Source organism: Gluconobacter sp. P5E10 (genome assembly GCF_018812145.1).
Lineage (GTDB): Bacteria > Pseudomonadota > Alphaproteobacteria > Acetobacterales > Acetobacteraceae > Gluconobacter > Gluconobacter cerinus.
In genome coordinates this window covers 114,636-137,222 of sequence record NZ_JACRVZ010000006.1, presented here as the reverse complement: position 1 = coordinate 137,222, position 22,587 = coordinate 114,636, and the positions used below count along the sequence as shown (strand labels likewise).

Annotated in this window: 15 protein-coding genes, 3 tRNA genes and 1 pseudogene; 6 read left to right on the top strand and 13 right to left on the bottom strand. The window is 56.5% G+C overall.

Annotated elements, in window-relative coordinates:
• Positions 1-268 precede the first annotated feature (268 nt).
• The 7 genes from KP707_RS13575 to KP707_RS13545 all read right to left on the bottom strand — a co-directional run bounded on the left by KP707_RS13575 (position 269) and on the right by KP707_RS13545 (position 11,894).
• Positions 269-6,280 carry a DUF4011 domain-containing protein gene (locus KP707_RS13575; protein ID WP_211503436.1) on the bottom strand — a complete coding sequence of 2,004 codons (6,012 nt, stop codon included), beginning with the start codon at positions 6,278-6,280 and terminating at the stop codon, positions 269-271.
• A gap of 125 nt (positions 6,281-6,405) precedes the next feature.
• Positions 6,406-6,822, bottom strand: a complete 417-nt coding sequence (atpC, locus tag KP707_RS13570; RefSeq protein WP_211503435.1) for an ATP synthase F1 subunit epsilon — start codon at positions 6,820-6,822, stop codon at positions 6,406-6,408.
• A 5-nt stretch (positions 6,823-6,827) separates the two neighbouring features.
• Positions 6,828-8,291 carry a F0F1 ATP synthase subunit beta gene (atpD, locus tag KP707_RS13565; RefSeq protein WP_099213283.1) on the bottom strand — a complete coding sequence of 488 codons (1,464 nt, stop codon included), beginning with the start codon at positions 8,289-8,291 and terminating at the stop codon, positions 6,828-6,830.
• A 21-nt stretch (positions 8,292-8,312) separates the two neighbouring features.
• Complete coding sequence (locus KP707_RS13560; RefSeq protein WP_046900217.1) at positions 8,313-9,200, bottom strand: F0F1 ATP synthase subunit gamma; 888 nt, start codon at positions 9,198-9,200, stop codon at positions 8,313-8,315.
• 9 nt (positions 9,201-9,209) lie between these two features.
• Entirely contained in the window at positions 9,210-10,745 is a 1,536-nt protein-coding gene (atpA, locus tag KP707_RS13555; protein WP_046900218.1) for a F0F1 ATP synthase subunit alpha, read from the bottom strand.
• Positions 10,745-11,317, bottom strand: coding sequence for an ATP synthase F1 subunit delta (gene atpH, locus KP707_RS13550; protein ID WP_064274294.1), 573 nt, complete (start codon positions 11,315-11,317; stop codon positions 10,745-10,747). Before atpH ends, atpA begins: the two co-directional genes overlap by 1 nt.
• Positions 11,318-11,820: 503 nt before the next feature.
• Positions 11,821-11,894, bottom strand: a tRNA-Gly gene (locus tag KP707_RS13545).
• Between the two features lie 174 nt (positions 11,895-12,068).
• On the opposite strand from KP707_RS13545, the gene KP707_RS13540 reads away from it, so the two are divergent.
• The 3 genes from KP707_RS13540 to nusG all read left to right on the top strand — a co-directional run bounded on the left by KP707_RS13540 (position 12,069) and on the right by nusG (position 13,002).
• Positions 12,069-12,145 (top strand) — tRNA-Trp (locus tag KP707_RS13540).
• A gap of 62 nt (positions 12,146-12,207) precedes the next feature.
• A complete protein-coding gene (gene secE / locus KP707_RS13535; RefSeq protein ID WP_232309136.1) occupies positions 12,208-12,462 on the top strand; it encodes a preprotein translocase subunit SecE in 255 nt (84 codons plus the stop codon).
• Positions 12,463-12,471: 9 nt separating this feature from the next.
• Positions 12,472-13,002, top strand: a complete 531-nt coding sequence (gene nusG / locus KP707_RS13530; RefSeq protein ID WP_046900219.1) for a transcription termination/antitermination protein NusG — start codon at positions 12,472-12,474, stop codon at positions 13,000-13,002.
• A 77-nt stretch (positions 13,003-13,079) separates the two neighbouring features.
• Here the strand turns inward: nusG and KP707_RS13525 are convergent, their stop codons facing one another.
• From KP707_RS13525 to KP707_RS13510, 4 genes are all read right to left on the bottom strand, one after another.
• Positions 13,080-13,694, bottom strand: a complete 615-nt coding sequence (locus tag KP707_RS13525; protein WP_211503434.1) for a membrane integrity-associated transporter subunit PqiC — start codon at positions 13,692-13,694, stop codon at positions 13,080-13,082.
• 4 nt (positions 13,695-13,698) lie between these two features.
• Positions 13,699-15,369, bottom strand: coding sequence for an intermembrane transport protein PqiB (locus KP707_RS13520; protein WP_046900221.1), 1,671 nt, complete (start codon positions 15,367-15,369; stop codon positions 13,699-13,701).
• Positions 15,366-16,841: a paraquat-inducible protein A gene (locus KP707_RS13515; protein WP_211501501.1), complete on the bottom strand. Its 1,476-nt coding sequence runs from the start codon at positions 16,839-16,841 to the stop codon at positions 15,366-15,368. Before KP707_RS13515 ends, KP707_RS13520 begins: the two co-directional genes overlap by 4 nt.
• 224 nt (positions 16,842-17,065) lie before the next feature.
• A tRNA-Thr gene (locus KP707_RS13510) sits at positions 17,066-17,141 on the bottom strand.
• Positions 17,142-17,315: 174 nt separating this feature from the next.
• On the opposite strand from KP707_RS13510, the pseudogene KP707_RS13505 reads away from it, so the two are divergent.
• A pseudogene (locus KP707_RS13505) lies at positions 17,316-17,483 on the top strand (plasmid stabilization protein); the annotation flags it as partial.
• Positions 17,484-17,532: 49 nt separating this feature from the next.
• Here KP707_RS13505 and KP707_RS13500 read toward each other — a convergent pair.
• Positions 17,533-18,759, bottom strand: a complete 1,227-nt coding sequence (locus KP707_RS13500) for an alanine--glyoxylate aminotransferase family protein (protein WP_211503432.1) — start codon at positions 18,757-18,759, stop codon at positions 17,533-17,535.
• Positions 18,756-19,991 (bottom strand): allantoate amidohydrolase, encoded by a 1,236-nt coding sequence (locus tag KP707_RS13495; protein WP_211507033.1) that lies wholly within the window; start codon positions 19,989-19,991, stop codon positions 18,756-18,758. The genes KP707_RS13500 and KP707_RS13495 overlap by 4 nt, the downstream gene beginning before the upstream one ends.
• Positions 19,992-20,092: 101 nt before the next feature.
• Between KP707_RS13495 and KP707_RS13490 the strand changes: the two genes are divergently transcribed.
• Both KP707_RS13490 and KP707_RS13485 read left to right on the top strand, forming a co-directional pair.
• Entirely contained in the window at positions 20,093-20,974 is an 882-nt protein-coding gene (locus KP707_RS13490; RefSeq protein WP_211503430.1) for a LysR family transcriptional regulator, read from the top strand.
• A gap of 39 nt (positions 20,975-21,013) precedes the next feature.
• Complete coding sequence (locus KP707_RS13485; protein ID WP_277355128.1) at positions 21,014-22,579, top strand: gamma-glutamyltransferase family protein; 1,566 nt, start codon at positions 21,014-21,016, stop codon at positions 22,577-22,579.
• The last annotated feature ends 8 nt before the right edge of the window (positions 22,580-22,587 follow it).

Sequence of the window (22,587 nt, the reverse complement as noted above, 5' to 3'; positions counted from 1 at the left end):
TATCCCTTCCAATTCCATATTCAATTTTCAAAGATCATCATCTCAATCCGTCCCGGCCAAGCCCTCGAAGAAGGCCCCGCCGCGTCGGTGAACGGGCTTATACGGCCACCACACATCACTGTCAAACAATCATCATACGACACTTATCCACACAACTAACCCACAGATTTCCTGCACTTTCCCCCCTTACACACACTTTCCATTCACAAAACAAAACTAAAAAAATCAAAAAAAAACGCCAGAAAAATCATCTGGCGTCCCTTTTTCCTTAGTTTTCTATATTTGCCGCCGCAGAAAGCCATGCGTCGTGGAAACGCAGCCTGCTCGTGGCCCCGATACGCCCTAATCCGCAGGCTTTTCGCATCTCTCCGATACCTTCTTCCTCTCCTAGTCCCCGGTCCTGCTGCTTTTTGGCTAGGGCCGTAAGAACCGACATCGGAAGTTGAGCAGGATCAACACTCTCCCCAGAGTCTCGCTTCAAGACGGTCTCAGGATCGCAGACAACGTCTTCTGTTTCCCAAAAGAACGTTCCAGCGTCTTCGGTAGTTTTTCCCACGCCATCAGGGATGGCTGTGAGAACTCGCTCCCGGATCTGTCGTCCCGCCCGCGCGAAACCATGTTGTCTCGCGATTTTCTGGATCAGGGCCGTTTCATGCAGAACCCCCTTCTCACAAAGAGCCTGCTGAATCAGAGACTGCAGAACCGGCAGATAGTCATCATCTGTGAAACGCGCCGCATCTGGCTGTGCCGATAATGCCTCTTCACTATCGTCCTCCGGAATATACGGAGCGGCCACAATGGCACTCGTGTCATGAGGGACAAACCCCGCATAGAGAGATGGTTCTTCCACGAGAGCGCTTTCAGTCTCCGGCACTTCCTGAACCTCAATATCTGGCGCCTCGACCGGAAGACTAAGTCGGCTTTCTCGTACGGCTTCCAACCTCAGCTTCAGAGCTTGATCCAGACGTTCCACCTCGCGGTTCGCATTCAGCCACCAATCAGTCGACCAAACACGGAAAATCACCCAGCCAAGATTTTCCAGAACGGCCTGACGCAGTCTGTCGCGATCACGCGCGGTGGCACTGCGATGGTAAGTGGCGCCATCGCACTCGACGCCCGCAAGAAAGCTTCCGGGCATGTCCGGATCCACCACGCCAAGATCAATCCGAAAGCGGGAGACACCTATCTGGGGACGAACATCCCATCCGCGCTGACGCAACAATGCCGAGACTTCGAGTTCAAAGCGGCTTTCTTCTTCTCCGACCGACCCGTGATGCAAACCGGCAAGTGCACCTGCACCGTGCTCCGCAAAAGTCAGGAACTTCCGGAGATGCAGTACACCTTCTGCAGCGCTTCTGGACGGATCGATCTGTTCAGCGCGCAGGGAACCAAAAACAACCAGTTTTTCACGCGCCCGCGTCACAGCGACGTTGAGGCGTCTTTCACCGCCCGCACGATTCAACGGCCCAAACGAAACGTAAGGCGCCCCTTTTAGCTCCGGCGCATAGGTGAGGGAAAAGAACATCACGTCCCGCTCTTCGCCTTGCACATTTTCCAAATTCCGAATCAGGACAGGTTCCGGGCACTCTTCGCTAAAGAACGGCACCAGCGAGGAATCCTCCATCTGGGCTTTTTCCAGCAGATCGGTAATCAGTGTCTGCTGTTCTCCATTGAACGTCACGACGCCAACGGATTTCTCCCCGTCAGTCTTCAAATGCCTTACAACAGCATCCGCAACAGCTCTGGCTTCTGTCGGATTGGTTCTGCTGCCACCTCTCTGGTAGTTGCCCCCCTCCACAAACTGAAAAGAAACAGCTCGATCCTGCGTCACGTTCGAGGGGAACGTGATGAGGTCGCCGCCATAATACTGACTGTTGGAAAACGCGATCAGGCTCTCGTGCCTGCTGCGATAGTGCCATTTCAGCGTAATTTCCGGCACACCAGCCGCACGACACTCATCGAGAATGGACTCCATATCGCAGAGTTCACCGTCGTCGTCCTCATTCTCACTTCGTGCAAAGAAGCTGGTCGGCGGTAGCTGCTTGGGGTCTCCGACCACGATCACCTGTCGGCCACGTCCGATGGCCCCAATGGCATCCCATGTCGGGATCTGTGAGGCTTCATCGAAAATGACCAGATCAAACGGCTCACTGTCCGGGGGGAGATATTGCGCTACGGAAAGAGGGCTCATCATGAAGCAGGGCGTAAGCGCTCTCACCGCCCGTGGTGCAGCAGCAGCCAACTGACGAATCGGCATATGCCTGGCTTTCTTCTGCGCTTCACGATGAATTATCACATACTGTGAGTCCTGCCGCCGAACGTCCTGAGCGGGAATATTACCTGAGAGCCTTGCCCGGATCAGACGCCCTGCCAGATTGGCAGCGTCACCATCCCAGATCTTGAAGCGCTCAATCTGTTCTTCATGCGCTGCAGCAACAAAACCGCGCAGTCGTGGCTGCTCATCAACGGCTGCTGCCAACCACCATCGGGCATAAGCGGCAGTCAGAACGGATTGAAGCTCTTTCGGAGCCACGCGCTCTGCCACAAGCGCATCTACTAACGGACCCAGTCCCAGACGCTCAGCTGTGTGGCAGGCCTTTCGCCACGCACACCAGTCCCGCAGATTTTTACCCTGCTCAAGCCAGCCAGTCAGATGTTGAGACAAACGCAGCAGCCAGTCTTCGCCATCTGGCTCGATTGCAAGAAGAGGATTTCCCGCTAGGTCGGCCAAAAGGCTCAGGCTTTCCTCAGCCGCCGAAAGTGCCTTCCTGAACCCCGTAATTTTCAGACCTACCGGCCCACTCTCTGCAAGAAGATCACGCCCTTCTGTAAGCAGCTCCCGGATTTGCCGTCTCACAGAGAGCAATCCTGCGAGATCCGGGACGCAGCTTGCCAATGCCGTGCGAATCTCAGTTCCCCAGAGCAGAGCGGCTTCGATTTTTTCAAAATCGGTCGTCACATCACTCCAGAGAGAACCGACAACCTCTCTATGAGGGGCTCCCTTCAGGTCGCGTTCCAGCGCAGACAGCTCCAGAAGCCGGGACAGCTCATCACTCAAATCGTCCGGCAAGACGCCTTTCGCACTCGCTTCAAGTCGGCGGCGTACAGCTTTCTGAGCACTCCTGCGCGAAAGAAGCCATTTGTCTTCAGACTCCTTCCACTCACGATGCAAGTCTTCCAACGGGAGTGTTTTCGCATCACTCCAACGCACAGCCAGCCCCTGCTCCAGAGTGCAATGACGTGCAATCCGTTCTTTTTCTGCAAGAACAACCTGAGCCTTGTCGTGCGCATCTTCGGAAAGGGCCCACGCCCCCCAAGCCGCTTCCGGCCGATACAGCAGAGCACAGAACGACTGGAGTCGATGGAGTTGAGCCAACGATCGGTCAGTTCCAGTCAAACCCAGTACGTGGCACAGATCATCCGTTGCTTGAGACAACGCATCGATCTGCCCTCTCAAGGCCTGACTCTGCTGAAGGATCTGATCCTGCCAGCGAGACGTCCACTCTTCCTGCTCTATTCCCAACAACTGAGGCGACAGGGCATCCCGCCCGAAGCGCTCATAGAGGCCCGCCAACAGACTGGCCGCATTCTTGAGCGACTCCCAGTCTGTTTCAGCATGGACGTCTGGAGCTGACCATTTCAGAGCAAGCGGGTAAGTGCCGTTACGATCGGCCTCCAGAACCACGCCTATGGCCTGATAGGGAGTCCATCCATTGTTCCACCGCTTATGCAGATCCTGCACATAGGCATTCAGATCCTGGCGGACGGCCATCAGACGGCTTTGCGCCGACGTCCATTCCGCTGTTGAAAACTCTTCCCTGACCAGTTGAACCTGCTGAAACTGTTCCAGCACTGCGCCACGCCCCGCCTGAGGCGAAAACAGATCCAAACAGAACTCACTCAGCCCTACAGAACGCAGACGATTCCGCACGACTTCCAGCGCAGTTCTCTTTTCTGCGACGAACAGGACCGTCTTACCCCGGCCCAGCGTATCAGCGATGATATTGGCAATCGTCTGACTTTTTCCGGTTCCAGGCGGACCGATCAGGACAAAATTTTCACCTGCCGCCGCCCGGGCTACGGCGGTCAATTGGGACGAGTCAGCTTCCATAGGACAAAGCAGGGAAGCCTCGTCCAGAACGTTATCCAGCGATTTCTGTTCCTCGAACAAGGCCGTAGGAAAAGCACTTCCGGTACCATCAGCCTCTGAAACCCCATCCAGAAGACGACTGGCAACCGGGTTAATACGCAGCGCGTCCCGTCTTTCCTGCAAATCCTTCCACATGAGGAACTTGGCGAAAGAGAGGGTCGTCAGGCTGACACGTTCCTGAACTTCCCATTGCGGGAGCTGGCGGATTTTTGCGCGGAAAATGTCAAAGATGCGCGCAACGTCCAAACCAGCCTCATCCTGAGGAAGCTCTCCTTCCAGTTCAGGAAACCGCATGGCGAAATCCTGTCGAAGAACTTCCAGCAGACTGCCATTCACCCGACTTTCATCGGTATGCGCGCGCAACCGGAACGGAGCGTTGATGCTGCTACGTTCCAGAATAACGGGGACCAAAATCAAGGGAGCTCTCGCCTTGCGATCCCGCCCCCGAGGTTCCCACACAAGTTCTCCCAAAGTCAGGAAAAGTGTGTTTGCCCCTCCCTCCTGCGCGGCCGCACGCGCCTTGCGATAGATTTCTGTAAGAGCGGACTGTAAGCTAGCTTCATCCCGGGCAACCAGCAGTTCACCGTGCTCCAGAGCCTCTGCAGCAATAGCCCTGTGCTGATCGTCATGATGACGCTGCTGATGGAGCGCAGCACTCCTCGGGTCAGACCCATCCATCAGTTCGGGACGGGCTCGCAGCCTGAACGCTGGTTTCCGTTCCCCTCCCCGCATTTCTGCCAGACGGTCTTCCAACCTTCCCGGATCTGCACAGCAGATCTCGATGATCTGCTTCTCAGAGCGTGGCAGGTTCAGAAGGCGGCTTCGGCCTGAAATATCCAGCAGTCGCTTACACCAGCGATCCAAACGGGATTCCGGTGTCTCTTCGTTTTCATGGTCTCCGAGTTCTTCCCGAAGATCAGGCGCTGCTTTTAGCTGAGGCGTGGCAGAGGTCTCCACGTCATCGCTCTCGGCCGGATCAGTATTAGGCACAAGCGATGACAACGGCCGAATGCGGCGCAGTCGGGCGCGGTGGACGTCTATGACCTCTTCAAATTTCGACTCTTCACCATCATCCTGAAGCTGGGCAAGCCCACGCTCACATGCCTTTGCGAAATCCGGGCAAGACGCTGCAGTTACAAGCGTTGTCTCGAACACACAGACATCATCAAGGGCTACCCTGTTCCGCAATCCAGGCAGATCCTGAATGACTGAGGTTCCAGACTGCTCCCGAGATAGCCATAGACCAGCAAACGCATGACCTTTGAGCATGATCAGTAATGGCCGCAAGCCAACAGCCTCAAGACAGGACGCAAACAGTAAGGCTGTATCCAGGCAAGTCGCCAGTCGGTCTTCCACAATCTGAGTGGGAAGACGCACCCTCTGGCCAGCCTCCACAAAAGAGGCCGGGGGACTGACATACGTAATGTTCAAGCCAGCGATTGCGCACCAGATCGCCTGTGCCTGTTCCCACGCCCGCTTTCGACCACCTTGGTATCCCTCCAAAGAGCCACTGTGGCCGGCCTCCTGTAGAAGAAGAGAAGCTGAACGAAGAATTTTTGCGACAGCAGGATCGTTCGGTAGAACAAAGGCAGCAAGCAGATCGGGCAGCCCCTGTAATCCGCCCCATTCGCTCCGGCAGCGGACAGTCAAAGGAAAAACGCGTTCGAGAAGCGTCACCCGCGCACCATCGGGCTGTATCTCCGAGACTGTAAAATGAACTTCAGCGCGTGTTGCTTCACTCAGCGAGGCGAGATAGGCACCATCCAGTTCCACATCGAGGCGCTCTAACGCCCTAAACTGTCCCATTCCGAGAGACTGAATTCGCCAAGAGGTTGTTCGGAGCACACCGGGTTTGGAATGCAGCGTAATCTCAACATCTGAGAGATCCCGATCTGCAAGATTACGAACCGCAAGCTCAAGCAAAACTGGGACGCTGTTTTCCCAGAGAGCACTACTGACGCTCTCCCGAACGACAACCGTCAGCGCGACGACATCCTCTACAACCTGTTCAGATGTCGCGCCTTCTTCCCGCTCTGCGTCTACTACGTCCCCAGCACATTCGATTGCCTCTACAGAGGCGAAATCAACGCCCTCGGACATAATTTCAGTGTCAGGGGAAGAGTCCGTCATTACGCGCCACCATCACTTGGTAAAGTCTGGACGGCAGCATACAGGAAGCTTGCAGACAAAGAAAAACCCACCCAGTCAACTGACCGGATGGGTTCTTTCTCTTTTCATAGATGCTGCGTTCAGCCTCAGACTGAAGCAGAACCTTCAACAGCTTCCAGTTCAGCGCGAACGCTCTGGATTTCACGGCTGAGACGGTCATGCGCATCAGTGTCGTTCGGCTCGATCTGGGCCCATGTGGTTTCCAGATCCCGCAGACGATCACGGGCATCATCCGCAGACAGCTCGCTCATGAGCTGAGCAGAATCTGCCAGAATGGTGCAGTGTTCTGCGCCCATATCTGCGAAACCACCGCCCACGAAATAACGGTCGACGATCTTGTCGCCTTCATACAGGGCCACAACGCCACCACGCAGCTGAAGCATCAGCGGTGCACGGTCCGGCATGGCTGCAATATCGCCCTCCATGCCCGGGACCACCGCCATGTCGACCTGACGGTCAACAAGGCGCTTTTCCGGGCTGACGATCTCGATGCGTAGGGGCATCAGGATCAGGCCTCCTGCTTCATCTTCTCGGCCTTGGCGATGGCCTCGTCAATGTCGCCAACCATGTAGAACGCGCCTTCTGGCAGGTGATCGTATTCACCGTTTACAACAGCCTTGAAGGAACGGATCGTGTCTTCCAGAGCAACCAGCTTGCCAGGTGCGCCTGTGAACACTTCAGCCACATGGAACGGCTGGGACAGGAAGCGCTGGATACGACGTGCACGGCCAACGATCTTCTTGTCTTCTTCAGACAGCTCATCCATGCCCAGGATCGCGATGATGTCCTGCAGACCCTTGTAGGTCTGGAGCGTCTGCTGAACCTTACGAGCGATGTCGTAATGTTCCTGACCGACGATCTTCGGGTCGAGCGAGCGGGACGTGGAGTCCAGCGGGTCAACAGCCGGATAGATGCCCATTTCTGCGATCGAACGATTCAGAACCGTCGTGGCATCAAGGTGAGCAAAGGTCGCAGCAGGTGCCGGATCGGTCAGATCGTCAGCAGGGACATACACGGCCTGAACGGACGTGATGGAGCCCTTCTTGGTGGACGTGATGCGCTCCTGAAGGGCACCCATTTCCGTTGCCAGCGTCGGCTGATAGCCCACAGCGGAAGGAATACGGCCCAGCAGAGCGGACACTTCAGAACCAGCCTGCGTGAAGCGGAAGATGTTGTCCACGAAGAACAGAACGTCCTGACCTTCTTCGTCACGGAAGTATTCTGCGAGTGACAGACCCGTCAGAGCAACACGGGCACGTGCTCCCGGCGGCTCGTTCATCTGGCCATAGACCAGAGCAACCTTGGAGCCTTCCGTGGAACCGTCTTCAGCGATCTTGATAACGCCAGCGTCCTGCATTTCGAAATACAGGTCGTTACCTTCACGGGTACGCTCACCCACACCTGCGAACACGGACACGCCACCGTGTGCCTTCGCGATGTTATTGATGAGTTCCTGAATAATAACGGTCTTGCCAACGCCTGCGCCACCGAACAGGCCAATCTTGCCGCCCTTCAGGTACGGGCAAAGAAGGTCAACGACCTTGATGCCTGTTACGAGAATTTCGGACGCAGCAGCCTGCTCCTCGAAGGACGGAGCCTTGCGATGGATCGGGAAATACTTGTCGCTAACGATCGGACCACGTTCGTCAATGGCTTCGCCAATGACGTTCAGGATACGACCAAGTGTAGCCGGGCCAACCGGAACCATGATCTGCTTGCCAGTGTCACGGACTTCCGCGCCACGGCTCAGGCCGTCCGTCGTGTCCATGGCAATGCAGCGGACCTGACGCTCACCGATTTCCTGTGCAACTTCCAGAACAAGCGTGTGATCGCCGTTCTGAACATGAAGGGCGTTCAGGATAAACGGAAGATCGCCTTCGAACTGCACGTCAACAACCGGGCCACGCACCTGCGTGACACGGCCGACGACGTTATTTGCAGCCGGGGCAGAAGGGTTAAGAGTCTCAGACATCGGTTCGTCTCCTGCGTGATCTCAAACGGCTTCTGCGCCGGAGATGATCTCGATCAGTTCATTGGTAATGTTGGCCTGGCGCGTACGGTTGTACTTCTGGGACAGACGGTCGATTGCCTTGCTGGCATTCCGGCTCGCGTTGTCCATAGCCGTCATCCGTGCACCTTGCTCACCTGCTGCACTCTCCAGCAGGGCAGAGAAAATCTGCACCTGAAGATTGCGTGGCAGAAGATTGGCCAGGAGCGTAGCCTCATCGGGCTCGAATTCGTATTGGGCAGCCTCGGCAGGCGCCGCGTTGTCATTTTCCGCGACGGACAGAGGCACCAGCGGAAGCTGGATGGCAATCTGCGTCATCGCGTTGACGAAGCGGTTGTAGATCAGCGTGCAGCGATCAATCTCGCCGGCTTCAAGCATGGCGACAATCTTCTTGCCCACATACTCAGCCTTGTCGAAACCGACGTCACGGCCTTCCGTCCCTGCCACGCGCTCAACCACCAGATCCGGATATTCCTTTGCAAGAATATCAGCACCCTTACGGCCAACCGGCAGAAGACGCACTGTCCGCCCCTCATCCCGCAGTGTGCGGATCAGCTGACGCGCACTCCGAACGATGTTGGCGTTAAAGCCACCCGCCAGACCACGATCCGAAGTCAGGACCACCACAAGATGGACCTGATCCTTACCCGTACCACCCAGCAGCGTCGGCAGGCTGGACGCATCAGCGCCGCGGCTTGCCGCTGCCAGTTCCGCCATCATGCGGCCCATGGCCTCGGCGTAGGGACGAGCCGCCTCAGCCTGGGACTGGGCGCGTCGCAGCTTGGATGCTGCGACCATTTTCATGGCGTTCGTGATCTTGCGCGTCGATTTGACGCCCGTGATCCGACCGCGCAGTTCCTTCAGCGAAGCCATGGACTATCCTCAGGCTGCAAAGCGCTTACCGAAAGCTTCGAGCAGCTCCTTGAGCTTGCCTTCCGTCTCCGGCTTGATCTGGCGATCGTTGCGGATGGCTGTCAGAATGCCAGCGCCAGCGCCACGCATTTCCGTCAGAAGTGCAGCCTCGTAGGCCACAACCTTATCCACGGCGATCGGATCAACATATCCACGGGTACCAGCGAAAAGAACAACAACCTGCTCTTCAACCGGAAGCGGGGACGTCTCAGGCTGCTTCAGCAGCTCGACCAGACGTGCACCACGATCAAGCTGCTTGCGCGTTGCAGCATCCAGATCAGAAGCGAACTGCGAGAACGCAGCCATTTCACGATACTGAGCCAGCTCAAGCTTGATCTTGCCAGCAACCTGCTTCATCGCCTTGATCTGAGCGGCCGAGCCCACACGGGACACAGAACCACCGACGTTCACAGCCGGACGGATACCCTTGTAGAACAGGTCCGTCTCAAGGAAGATCTGACCGTCGGTGATGGAAATCACGTTGGTCGGGATGTATGCAGCCGTGTCACCAGCCTGCGTCTCAATGACCGGCAGAGCCGTCAGAGAGCCGCCGCCGTTGGCATCAGACATCTTGGCTGCACGCTCGAGAAGACGGGAGTGCAGATAGAATACGTCACCTGGGAAAGCTTCACGTGCCGGCGGACGGCGCAGCAGCAGTGACATCTGACGGTATGCAACAGCCTGCTTCGACAGGTCATCGTAGCAAGCCAGAGCATGCATGCCGTTGTCACGGAAGTACTCGCCCATGGCGCAAGCCGTGTAGGGAGCCAGATACTGCATTGGTGCAGCATCAGAAGCCGTGGCAGCAACAACGATGGAATATTCCATCGCACCCTGCTCCGTCAGCGTACGAACCAGGTTTGCAACCGTGGAGCGCTTCTGACCAACAGCAACGTAAATGCAGTAAAGAGACTTCTTCGGGTCGCCTTCAGCATTGACTGGCTTCTGGGCCACAATGGTGTCAACCAGGATCGCCGTCTTACCGGTCTGACGGTCACCAATGATCAGCTCACGCTGGCCACGTCCAATCGGCACCAGAGCGTCAATGGCCTTGATGCCCGTCTGCATCGGTTCGCTAACCGACTGACGTGGCATGATGCCTGGAGCCTTCACTTCGGCGCGGCGATATTCCACGTCCGTCAGCGGGCCACGACCGTCGATCGGGTTACCAAGGCCGTCAACAACGCGACCAAGGAGCCCCTTGCCAACCGGAACTTCAACAACGGACTTCGTGCGAAGAACCGTGTCACCTTCACGGATTTCGTCGCCATCACCGAAAATCACGATACCGACGTTGTCGGCTTCGAGGTTCAGCGCCATGCCCTTAAGGCCAGAGCCTTCAAACTCGACCATTTCGCCAGCCATGACATTCGTCAGGCCGTAAACACGAGCAATGCCGTCACCAATCGACAGGACCGTGCCCGTCTCGGAAACGGTCTCGACCTTGTCGAAAGACGCGATCTGCTGCTTGAGGATGTCCGAAATCTCAGCGGGACGGATATCCATCACGCGGCTCCCTTCATGGCGTTCTGCAGGCGAGTCAGGCGCCCGGCGATCGAAGTATCAAACAATGTAGAACCGACACGCACAGTCATGCCGCCAATCAGGGAGGCATCTGTACGTTCGATCATGGACACGCGGCTGTAACCCGCTTCGGCCAGACGGCCCTGAAGCTGGCTGCGCTGCATGTCAGTAAGAGGCTGAGCGGAGCGGATTTCTGCAACGGTTTCGCCGCGGAGGCTCGCATCAAGGGCCAGCACGCCGTCCAGAATAGAAGCGAGATCAGCAAGACGGTGGTTAGCAGCAATCACGCCGACGAAGCGACGGACGGCATCTCCGAAACCGAGTTTCTCGGTCAGGGCACCAGCAACCTTGCTTGAGCGATGTGCATCAAGGCGGGAGTCCGCAAGGAACGTCCGCAGGTCAGCACTCTGGGAAATCGCATCGCGAAGTCCCCGAACCTGAGCCAGCACATCAGAGAGCGCTCCCTGCTCTGAGGCATAGTCGTAAAGCGCTCGGGCATAGCGTTGAGCCAAGCCACCTGTGGGTCCCATCTGCGGCACCTGTGTCACCGTCACACGCGTGTTCCGTCTCACTTTTCCGCCGCAGGATGCGGCCGGAACCGGCTTATCCGGTCCCTTGCTTCCAAATCCGTTGGGATTCAGGCACACACGACCCTACGCAGGATTCGTCTGAACCCGGTCCTCCACTTGGCGCCGCCTCTAGCACGTCCCCATGATCCAGTGCAACCGAGCCAGAGCTACAACCTTACCGCACAACTAAATTTTTCAGCGTAACACTGCTCTTTGCAGGCAAATTCTTCATTCCCAAAAAACAGTAGTGCGCATGCCAGCCTGCTGCTGTCAGGGAGAGCTCAGAATTTCTAAAATTTTGCGGAATTGCCTTACACTCATTGGGGACTGTGTTCAGGCAGAGATAAAATGCCGGCATCGAGCAAGAGAGTTGCAGAGTACGCAATCAGCTCACAGGAACTGCAGCCAGACGCTTGGCAGAGCAGAAAAGGCACATAAAAGTACCCAGCTCTGTTAGTCGCTTAGATCAGATTTTTTGGGAAACCTACTGGAGCGGGCGAAGGGAATCGAACCCTCCTCAGAAGCTTGGAAGGCTACTGCATTACCACTATGCTACGCCCGCCCTTAGGTTGCCGGTGTCATACTCCATTCCTCCGCATCCTCGCAAGAGGGGGAATGCCAGAAATGAAAAATATGAACCTAGATGCTTATGGGTACTTGACTTTCATCCCTGAACATTATCTTTTCCGCCCCACTGTCGTTGGTGTATCGCAGTCTTTGTGGTACCCCCGATGATAGGGGCGTAGCTCAATTGGCTAGAGCGTCGGTCTCCAAAACCGAAGGTTGTGGGTTCGAGACCCTCCGCCCCTGCCACCCCGCTTTACCGGATAGCTTTTCCGGCACCGGGACGCGGATTTTCATTTGATTCGAGGACGATGGTGTCGGTCACTACCCCGAAAGACGAGTCGCGTAAGACGGCGCCTCATAAAAACGGATCCGGCTTCAATCTGGGCACGTACATCAAAGACGTGCGCAACGAAGCCAAGCGGGTTACGTGGCCTACACGTCGTAACACCCTCATTACGACGGGTGCGGTGCTTGCCATGGTTACCGTGACCTGCATCTTCTTCTTCATCGTGGATCAGGTCATTGGCCTGGGCGTCCGCGAGCTGTTTGGCGTTGGAGGCTAGGTCCGCAGCATGGCAAAACGTTGGTATGTTGTGCATGTCTATTCCGGGTTCGAGAAAAAGATCGCGAGCCACATTCAGGAGCAGGCTGCACAGAAGGGCTTATCTGACCATTTCGAGCAGATCCTTGTCCCATCCGAAGACGTGACGGAAATGCGCCGGGGCCGTAAGGTCAATTCAGAGCGCAAGTTCTTCCCCGGCTACGTTCTTGTGAAAATGGAACTGACAGATGATGCATGGCATCTCGTCAAGGACACCCCCAAGGTCACCGGCTTTCTGGGAACGCGCAATCGCCCAACCCCGATTACGGCTGCAGAAGCAGACCGGATCATGAAGCAGGCTCAGGAAGGTGTGGAACGTCCACGTTCTGCCCTCACTTTCGAGATCGGCGAGCAGATCCGCGTTGCAGACGGCCCGTTCACGTCCTTTACGGGCATGATCGAGGAAGTCGACGAAGAACGTCAGCGCCTCAAGGTCAGCGTTTCCATCTTCGGTCGTTCGACCCCGGTGGACCTGGACTTCACGCAGGTTGAGAAGCTCTAATCTCTTCTGCTGAGACGATATGAATAAAAAAAGGCTCCCAAATGGGAGCCTTTTTTTATTGCCTCGGGTAGTCCCTCTTACCGGCTTGTGGAGGGAAGTGATCGCAGCCGGGAAGCCGCATGATCCGCGAGAACGGACAGCCCCTGACTGAGAGACGCCACCAGCTTACCGGTATTAAGCTGCGCACTCTCAGGAGATTGCCAGGCAAACGCTTCAGTCAGAACCGGGCCAATCATCTTCTGGGCAGGATGAACGGATACAGCACCAGTGATAAGCGCATGGCCAGCCGCATCGGCTTCGAAATTCCGGATTGTTACCTCTACATAAGCAGAAGGCGTCGTAGTTACCGCGTCTCCCTGAGACACGACCGTTGTCCCCGGAAGACGCTGCGACAGATCAGTCGTCAATGTCTGGGCTATCATATCAGGAAGCGCTTCGCTCCAGCTATCGCCAGTCGCCAATGTCGTCTGGTAATCGCGATTTTGGCGAACAATAGTATCCCGATCGAGGCGAGAGGGAACAACAGGCGTCCGGACTTCCACGACAACAGGACCGCCCGATTGAACCACCCCGGATACAGGTGCCAGCGTATACAGCTTGGGATCGCTGCTACAGGCCGTCAGTGAGACTGCCAGACCAAACATGCATCCCATGGACAACAGGCGCATACGAAGAGACGAATATTTTGCCATGGGATCAGTTCCTACGACCGGTAATAAGTGCTGATGGGTGATGTCCCAGATAGTCCGTCAAGAAGCGGAGCGAACGCGCCATCTGCGTCATCTGTGTAATCATGCCCTGAAGGCTACGCTGAAAATCCGTATCTCCGCCGTAGGACCCGAGAAGAGTCTGAGCATTGGTCAAGGTTCCCTGCAGGGCCGTCATAAGCTCTGGAAGATGCTGATTGGCATTCTTGCTCAACGCATCCAGGTTTTGGAGCGAATTACGCAAGGCAACCAGAGACTGCGTCACTTCGCGGCTGTTCAAACGGCCATCCGCATGTGCGATCAGATCATTGACGTGCTCACCAATCTGCGTGAGCGGCATCGCTGCAATCTTGTCCGTGATGGTGGAAACAGATTCCATAATCCCGTCCATGCCACCTGGCTGACTGGGGAGCACAGCGACGTCACCCTCATACGTCATGGTCACAGGTGGTGCATTCTTCACGAACTGTAGCCCGATCAGCGATTCACCCGTCAGGAAGCTGGCGCTTTGGACGGAAGCACGCAGGCCATTGGCCACGAACGCGGCAAGATACTCCTTGGCACGCGCAAGCTGGCTTTCGCTCCATTCCGGCATCATGCGCTCAGGCTCGATCTGCATTTCCACCCGCACCTTCGGGTGCGCCTGCGGAGACGGCATCTGCAACTTTACAGATGTCACTGTTCCGACCTGCAGGCCGAACAGACTGACCTGACTTCCAGCCGCAAGCCCCTTCACGGATGTATCGATATACGTCACGACACGGAGGCGCTGATGGTAGCGGGCACTTTCTGCATCGGCTTGGCTTGTGTAGAGCTTGAAAACCGAGTTTGCAGGGGCAACAGGCGCGTTCACGGCATTCCGATTATCCGGTAGCCCAAACGCCACACCACCAGAGAACAGCGCTTGCAGCGACTGCATCTGAACCTTCAGACCACCGGCACCCAGACCAACCTGAATTCCCGAGACATTCCAGAAGCGACTGTCCGTACGCAGGTAATGATCATATGGCGCCTTGATGAAGACCTGCACAACAATCGGGCCTTCACCTCCCGGGGGCATCGTATAGCCCAGCACATCTCCAACAGGGACATCCCGGAAGAAAACGGGAGCGCCCTCACCCAATGAACCGAGAGCCGGTGACACGAGCCAGAATGTTGTTCCAGGCTGGTCAGAGCGGACGCCCGGAGCTGCTTCAAGACCGCGGAATTCAGTCTGGTAATGCTCCCCAGAAGTTCCAGGATCAATCGCGATATAAGCCCCGGAAATCAACGTATCGAGTCCGGTGATGCTGGCACCGTTAATACGTGGCCGCACAACCCAGAAACGCGTGCTGTCTGTCAGAATATGGGCGCTATTCGCATTCATCTGAACCTTGACGCTCACATGACGCATGTCACGGCTCAGAGTAATGTCCTGCACTGTACCCAGCGTCACGGCCTTGTTCTTGACCTGCGTCTGGCCAGGAGTGAGGCCATCTGCAGTATCAAAGGTAATCGTGATCTCAGGCCCACGCGTGGCAAAATGCTTCCAGGCCAGCCAACCAGAAATCAGAATAGCCAGAACTGGAATCAGCAGAATCAGGGAGAAGCGGGTCCGGCGTACCGGAGCTTCCTCCGGAAAGGCCGGCTGCTGCCCGCGATTATTTCGGGAATCGCTCACGCGCTTTCAGGCTCCATAGAGGTATCAGAAGAAGGGGTCGGGCCATCGGTTGGCCTGCCATCAGAAAGGCTACGCCTTGTTGCGTCAGCGGCCACAGAACTGTTCAGGCCGGCTGCATCCCACATTGCTCGAGGATCAAACAGCTCCACGGCAAAAATGGTCAGGATCACGACTAAAGCAAAACAGATCATGCCGGGGTCGGCAGTCACATTGGCCAGAAACGCAAAATGGACCACCGCACAAAGAATAGAGATCATGAAGACGTCGATCATCGACCAACGCCCGATAATGTCCACCATGCGATAGAGTTTCCCAAGCAGCGGTAGCTGCCACCGGGACCTCAGCTTCGTGCTGATGATCATGAAACTCAAGGCCAGAATTTTCAGAACCGGAACGGTAATGCTGGCAAAAAGAACCAGCAGGGCCAAAGGCACCATACCAGCCTGCCACAACTCAATCACGCCGCTGATAATGGTACTCGGCGCGCCTGACCCCACCTTGGTGTAGGTCATGACAGGCAGCATATTGGCCGGAATGTAGAAAATAACGCCAGCGATCAGGAGACAGCTGGCCGATGCAAGGCTTTGCCTTTTACGTCGGCGCAAAATCTGATCGCACCGCGGACAATCGCCCATATCTGCCTCCTGCAAGACAGGATGATCAAAAGCGACCACCAGTCCGCAGGCGTGACAGGACAACATGTGCTCAACAGGAGGAAGCGCGTCTTCGTGAGCATCCAGATGAGCAACATCCAGAATGCGCCCGCGATGCCCGTCCACCCTTTTTCGCAAGTCTCGATTGTTCCAGATCAGATCGTCATCAAACGTGGAATCCATGGCGGCCATCGTCAGCATCAGGCCACCCAGCAGGTACACTCCGGGTTGCAAATCGACGAGGGCAAGATCCACGAGCTTGGTATAGGCAACCAGAACGCCTAGAACATAGACTTCCACCATAGACCAGCCGCGAAGACGATCGTACCAGGTCAGAAGTCTCGGGGTCCAGTCAGGCATGTGGGGACGGGACGCGCCATACAGCACAGCCCCCATCAAGGCGATGACAATGCCTGGCATGACCAGAGTTGTCAGTCCGACCAGGAAAGACATGGTGTTGTAGCCCTGATGCGATAGCTCAATAGGGCCAGACATCAAAGCGACAGTGTTCTCACGTCCATAGACGTTCAGCGTCATGAGTGGACTGATCAGGAGAGCAATGTAGAGCGCAGCGGAGGCCACACAGAAAGCAGCAGGCGCACCAATGACGGAGGTCTTCCGACGGCGTGCAATTTGCGCACCACAGCGTTCGCACTCTGCCAGAAAGCCAGGCTTGAGTTCGGGAACCCTCTGGAACAGCCCACAAACGGAGCATTCGTGCAAACCTTCCACAACATGCAACGACGCACGTGGGCGCTGCGGTGTCCGGGACAGGTTGACGGCATTTTGCCAGAGGCGTTTGTGAAAACGGTCAGTCATGACGCTCCTAACCTAACGCATGGAGCCGCCATAAGACAGTGCAGCCAGCACAACGCGGCCCACGCATCAGGATCTGATGCCGAATGGTAGACCCATTTTACAGCATTTGCCCAGAGCCAGAAAATTTTCTGGCAATAATCTGGCAAAAACCAGACATCAAAGTCCGCCTGCATACTGGAACTGTATGCCTGGTAGCCTGATCTATTTTGAGGAAAATACCTCGATGGTGCCGGAGAAGAGATTCGAACTCCCGACCCCATCATTACGAATGACGTGCTCTACCAGCTGAGCTACACCGGCGCATCCATCGAGGTGGGCGCTTTCTAACTAACGGCTTTGAGCTTGGCAAGCCCTTAATGAAAGAAAACTGTCTTACATTCTATGAAAATACCACATCCGGCCATCTTACCGGCAAAACCTGACGGTTCTTAAAGCGTAATGCCGCTTCAGACCTTGTTTTCAGGAGGACAGACCATGCCACGTGGAGACAAATCAGCCTACACAGACAAGCAGAAACGCCAGGCTGAACACATTGAAGAAAACTATGAAAAGCACGGCGTCCCTAAGGAAGAAGCTGAGAGCCGTGCCTGGGCAACCGTCAACAAGGAAAGTGGCGGTGGCAAGAAAAGTGGGTCAGGCCGGAAAAATCATCCGAAAAGTTAAATCCGGCCTGATCTGACTGCGAAAGACTTCAGGCAGCATCCCAGGCAGCACGCGCCGCATCTACTCCGGCCCCACGGGGTAGCTGGACGCCCTCACCTGCAAGAACGGCTTCAAACGCCGCCAGGGTCAACAGAACCTTGTGCTTCTGTGCATTCACACCCATCGCGCCAATACGCCAGATCTTGCCTGTCAGTGGACCGAAAGACGAGACGATCTCGATTTCAAAGTCCTTGCGCATCAGCTCGCGAACCCGGGCATTATCAACCCCTTCAGGAACCCATACGCCCGTCACATTGGTCATCCGCGTAGTGTCGTCTCCATAAACGCGCAGCCCCATCGCCCGCAGACCCGCCACCATGGCCCGTCCAGCACGCGTGTGACGGGTGACCCGGGCATCCACACCTTCCTCAACCACGATCCGAGCAGCCTCACGGGACGCATAAAGCATGGATGTCGCTTCAGTGTGATGGTTCATCCGTGCCGGAGACCAGTAATTCATGAGCATCGCCAGATCGAAGTAATTCGACTGAATCACCGGCCCCTCACCCTGCGGCTGCCCTGTCGCAATACCGGCTTCGTCATGCCGCCGACGCAGAATGGCTTCTACAGCACGATCCGACAGCGTGATCGGTGCAGATCCCGGCGGTCCACCAAGGCATTTCTGAAGCCCAGCAGTTGCGACATCAATGTTCCAGGCGTCCGTCTTGAACTCCATTCCGCCCAGCGTAGCAGTCGCATCGACGTAGAGAAGGACATTATGACGGCGGCAAATAGCACCGATTTCTCCGAGTGGCTGGGCAGTTGTGGTGGACGTATCGCCATGCACGGTCGCCACAAGGCCAGGCTTGTGTTCGATGATGGCAGCTTCAATGGCAGCCGGATCAACAACCTGCCCCCACTCCACATCCACAGTGCAGGGAATACCGCCGCACCGATGAACAATTTCCGTCAGCAGAAGGCCGAAGCGCCCGATCCGCGGAATAAGCACCTTCATGCCCGGAGAAACCAGCGAAACCAGAGCAGCCTCAATGGCCGAACGGGCAGAACCGTTGATCAGCAGCGTCCAGTGGTTTTTTGTCTGGAAGACTTCCCGATACAGCGCCATGGTTTCATCCATGTACGCTGTCATTTCGGGATCCATCTGGCCAATGACGTCCGTTGCCATGGCCCGTAGAATGCGTGGATGCACATTGGCAGGACCTGCGCCCATCAGCAGGCGCGATGGCGGATCAATTTGAGCAAAAGATGAAGTCATGACTGAAATTCCTTGACGCAAGCAAGCAGGGTGCGATGGGCGAGTTCAACGTCTTCCACAAGCACTGTTTCATCTGGATGATGGCTCAGACCACCAGGGCTGCGAATAAACAGCATACCCATCGGGCAGAAGCCCGCCATGGCCATGCTGTCATGCCCGGCACCGCTGAGAAGCCGAGGGGCAGAGCGCCCTGTTACCGCTTCAACAGCCGAAGCAAATCGTTCAATGATCCCCGGAGAGCACGCTGCCGCTGCCAGTTGCTGTGGAGCAGTAAAGGAGACGTCCAGTCCGCGCCGGTTCGCAATGTCGCGAATATCAGACCGGATGCCTTCAGCCAGTGCGTCACGCACCTCATTGGAGCCTGCGCGCATATCCAGTGAAAACCAGACATCGCCGGGAATGACATTCGACGTGTTGGGCGTCACTTCCATCTGCCCAACCGTTGCCACGAGATTTCCGGCCCCGTTCAACCCACGCTTTTCTACTGCCAGCATCATCTCCGCAGCCCCGGCTAGCGCATCGCGGCGCAGAGTCATCGGCGTAGTACCAGCATGATCGGCCTGCCCCTTAACCATAACGCGCTGGCGGGTTTGGGCAGCGATCGCGGTCACGACGCCCAAGGGCTCATCCGCAGCTTCCAGACAAGGCCCCTGTTCGATATGCGGTTCGATAAAGGCCAGAATATCCTCTGGTCGGCGCGTTGCATTCTTTAGCTGCGACGGGTCAAGGCCATATGCCAGCATCGCGTCGGCAACCGTCATGCCTTGAGAATCCGTTACGCCCTGAGGAACGGCACTGATCTCCCCCGTCATTGTTCGGGAGCAGATCATGGGAACAGGAAACCGGGATCCTTCCTCGTCACCAAACCCAATAACCTCAATTGGAAATGGAAGGCGCGTGCCCTGATCCTTCAAGGCTGCAACCAGCTCGATTCCCAGCATCACCCCGAGGTTGCCGTCAAAAGCCCCCCCATTCCGCACCGTATCAAGATGCGAGCCAATCATGAGAACCGGTGCCTTTGGATCTGTCCCTTCATAGCGACCAACCAGATTACCCACGGCATCGGTCCGCACATCCATGCCTGCTTCTTCCATCCAGATCTGGACCTGAGCGAGGGTATGTCGATAGGATGTTCCGAGCCAGAAACGGAAAAGGCTACCAGCCGTCTCGCTGAATGGAGGTTCAACGAGAATGCGGCACCGTTGAACGGCACGGGCTCCGTGGGCTGTCATTTTGTCTCCGCCAGAAGGACGTACAATCTTGAATAAAGTTTGCGCTCATAACGGGACCAGATCAAGTTGACCTCGTGATAAAACTCACCTCACATATTCGCATGAAAGATCAAACTCACCTTGATCCCATGCATCTGCAGTCGTTTCTGGCGGTTGCGGAAACTCTGCATTTCACGTCTGCCGCGCAGATGCTAGGTGTCAGTCAGTCCACGATCAGTCAGCATGTCAGCCGGCTGGAAGAGCAATTGAGCACCCGGCTGCTGGCACGCAGCACAAAAGCTGTACGCCTGACAGAAAACGGCACGGCCCTCGTTTCATTAGGGCAGCGCCTTTTGCAGGTTGAAGATAGCCTGTTTGCCTACTTCCGGGACGGTACACCACGTGGAACCATCCGGCTGGGTGTGACGGAAGACCTCCTGTTAACGCGTTTCCCAGAAATTCTGGGCGTTTTTCGCGCGGCACATCCCTCTCTTCAGATCACAATGACCATCGGGCTCAGTGCATCCCTGACGCGCCTTCTGGACAATGATGAAATTGATCTGCTTTGCGGGATGCGTCGCTCTTCCGAGACGCACGGCCAGAAGCTCTGGACCGAAGAGTTGCGGTGGTTCGGCCCGGCGCAAACACCTTTCTCAGACGGTCAGTCCATTCCACTGGTGACGTTCCCGGAAGGTAGCGTCACCCGACGCCTTGCAATCGAAGCCCTGAACCGTGCCGAACTCCCGTGGCACATCGCCTTCACCAGCGGCAATCTGAGCGCAATTCTGGCCGCCGTCCGTGCAGGATACGGCATTACGGCGCAGCCCGGGTTTCTGCGAGAGTCTGATGGGCTTTCCCTTTGCGAAATGCCCGCCCTGCCGCACATCCCGAATGTCGATTTTATTGCGGCCACACGTCACCAGACGGCTCAGGGGCCAGAAGAGCTGCTGATCCAGACTTTGTGTGACCATATCTCCCGCCTCCAATCTTCCCCTCCTGCCTGACGGGTATTTTCCATGCAGACGCCCAATTCTCTCCGCGGGATGGTGACATCCCCTCATCACCTCGCAAGTCAGGCTGGACTGGACGTCCTGAAAGATGGCGGGACAGCTATTGAAGCCATTGTAGCAACAGCGGCCGCACTGGCTGCGGTCTACCCCCACATGACAGGCCTCGGAGGGGATTCGTTCTGGCTGATTTCCTACCCGAACGGGCAGACCATTGCGATTGATGCCTGCGGACGGCTGGCCAGAAATGCCACGCTGGATCTGTATGCTCAGGCTGGCCACAGCGTCATCCCTTGGCGCGGCGGTCTGGCGGCCAATACCGTCGCCGGAACGGTCTCTGGATGGGAAGCAGCCCTGAAAGAAAGTGCCAAGCAACAACCTTCCCTCCCGCTAGATCGCCTCCTGCGCGATGCCATCCATTATGCCAGCACAGGACGCGTCGTTTCGGAGAGCGAAGCCGCACTTCTAAAGGAAAAGCAGGCAGAACTTTGTGGAAACGAGGCTTTTCGGTCTTTCTGCATCCCTGACGATATTCCCTGGCAGGAAGGAGAAATTCAGACCTCGCCTATTCTAGCGGCTACACTCCGAAGCCTCGCTCACCACGGTCTGCGGAGTTTTTATGAGGGCGATCTGGCAAAAGGCATGGCGGCCGATCTTGAAGCCGCTGGCAGCCCCCTTCGTCTGGACGACTTCCTGTCTCATCGCGCTGAAGTCAAAGCGCCGCTGGATGTTCAGACCTCAATGGGGACGCTCTATAATATGGCACCCCCAACACAGGGGGCAGCCTCTCTGTTGATCCTCGCGCTGGAAGATCGTCTTCCACAATGCGACGCGCCAGAAAGTTATGAACACCTTCACGGACTGATCGAGGCCACGAAGCAGGCTTTTCGTTACCGAAATCGCGAAATCGATGGCCGTTCGACCGCGGAAGACGATATTCGCGCCCTCCTGCAAAACCCGTCAGCGCTCGACGAAATGGCCGCCCGCATTTCCATGACAGAAGCATTTCCCTGGACGGAAGAAACCCAGTGGGGCGACACGACGTGGATGGGTGCCATTGATAGCAATGGTGTAGCGGTCAGCATGATCCAGAGCCTTTATTTCGAGTTTGGCTCCGGTGTAATGCTGCCGCAAAGCGGTCTGTTCTGGCAGAACCGTGGATCTTCATTCCGCCTGAAACCCTCTGGCTGGAACTGCCTGCTACCCGGCTCAAAACCTTTCCACACCCTGAACCCCGCCGCTGCCCGCCTCAATGATGGACGCGTCATGGTTTACGGAACCATGGGGGGTGAAGGCCAACCCCAGACACAGGCTGCCGTTTTCAGCCGCTATGCCCGACATGGTGTTCCACTGCAGGAGGCGATCTGCCGTCCCCGCTGGCTCCTGGGTCGCACATGGGGGCAGGAAAGCACGTCGCTAAAACTGGAGCCTGGATTTGATCCGACCGTAGTTCAGGCCCTTCAGGATGCAGGACATGTGATTGAGCAGCTTCCTAGCATGTCATCCATCATGGGACATGCCGGAGCCATTGTAAGGCACGCGAATGGTCGCCTCGAAGGGGCTACCGACCCACGCAGCGATGGGTCCGTGGCGGCCTGGTAACTTCAAGA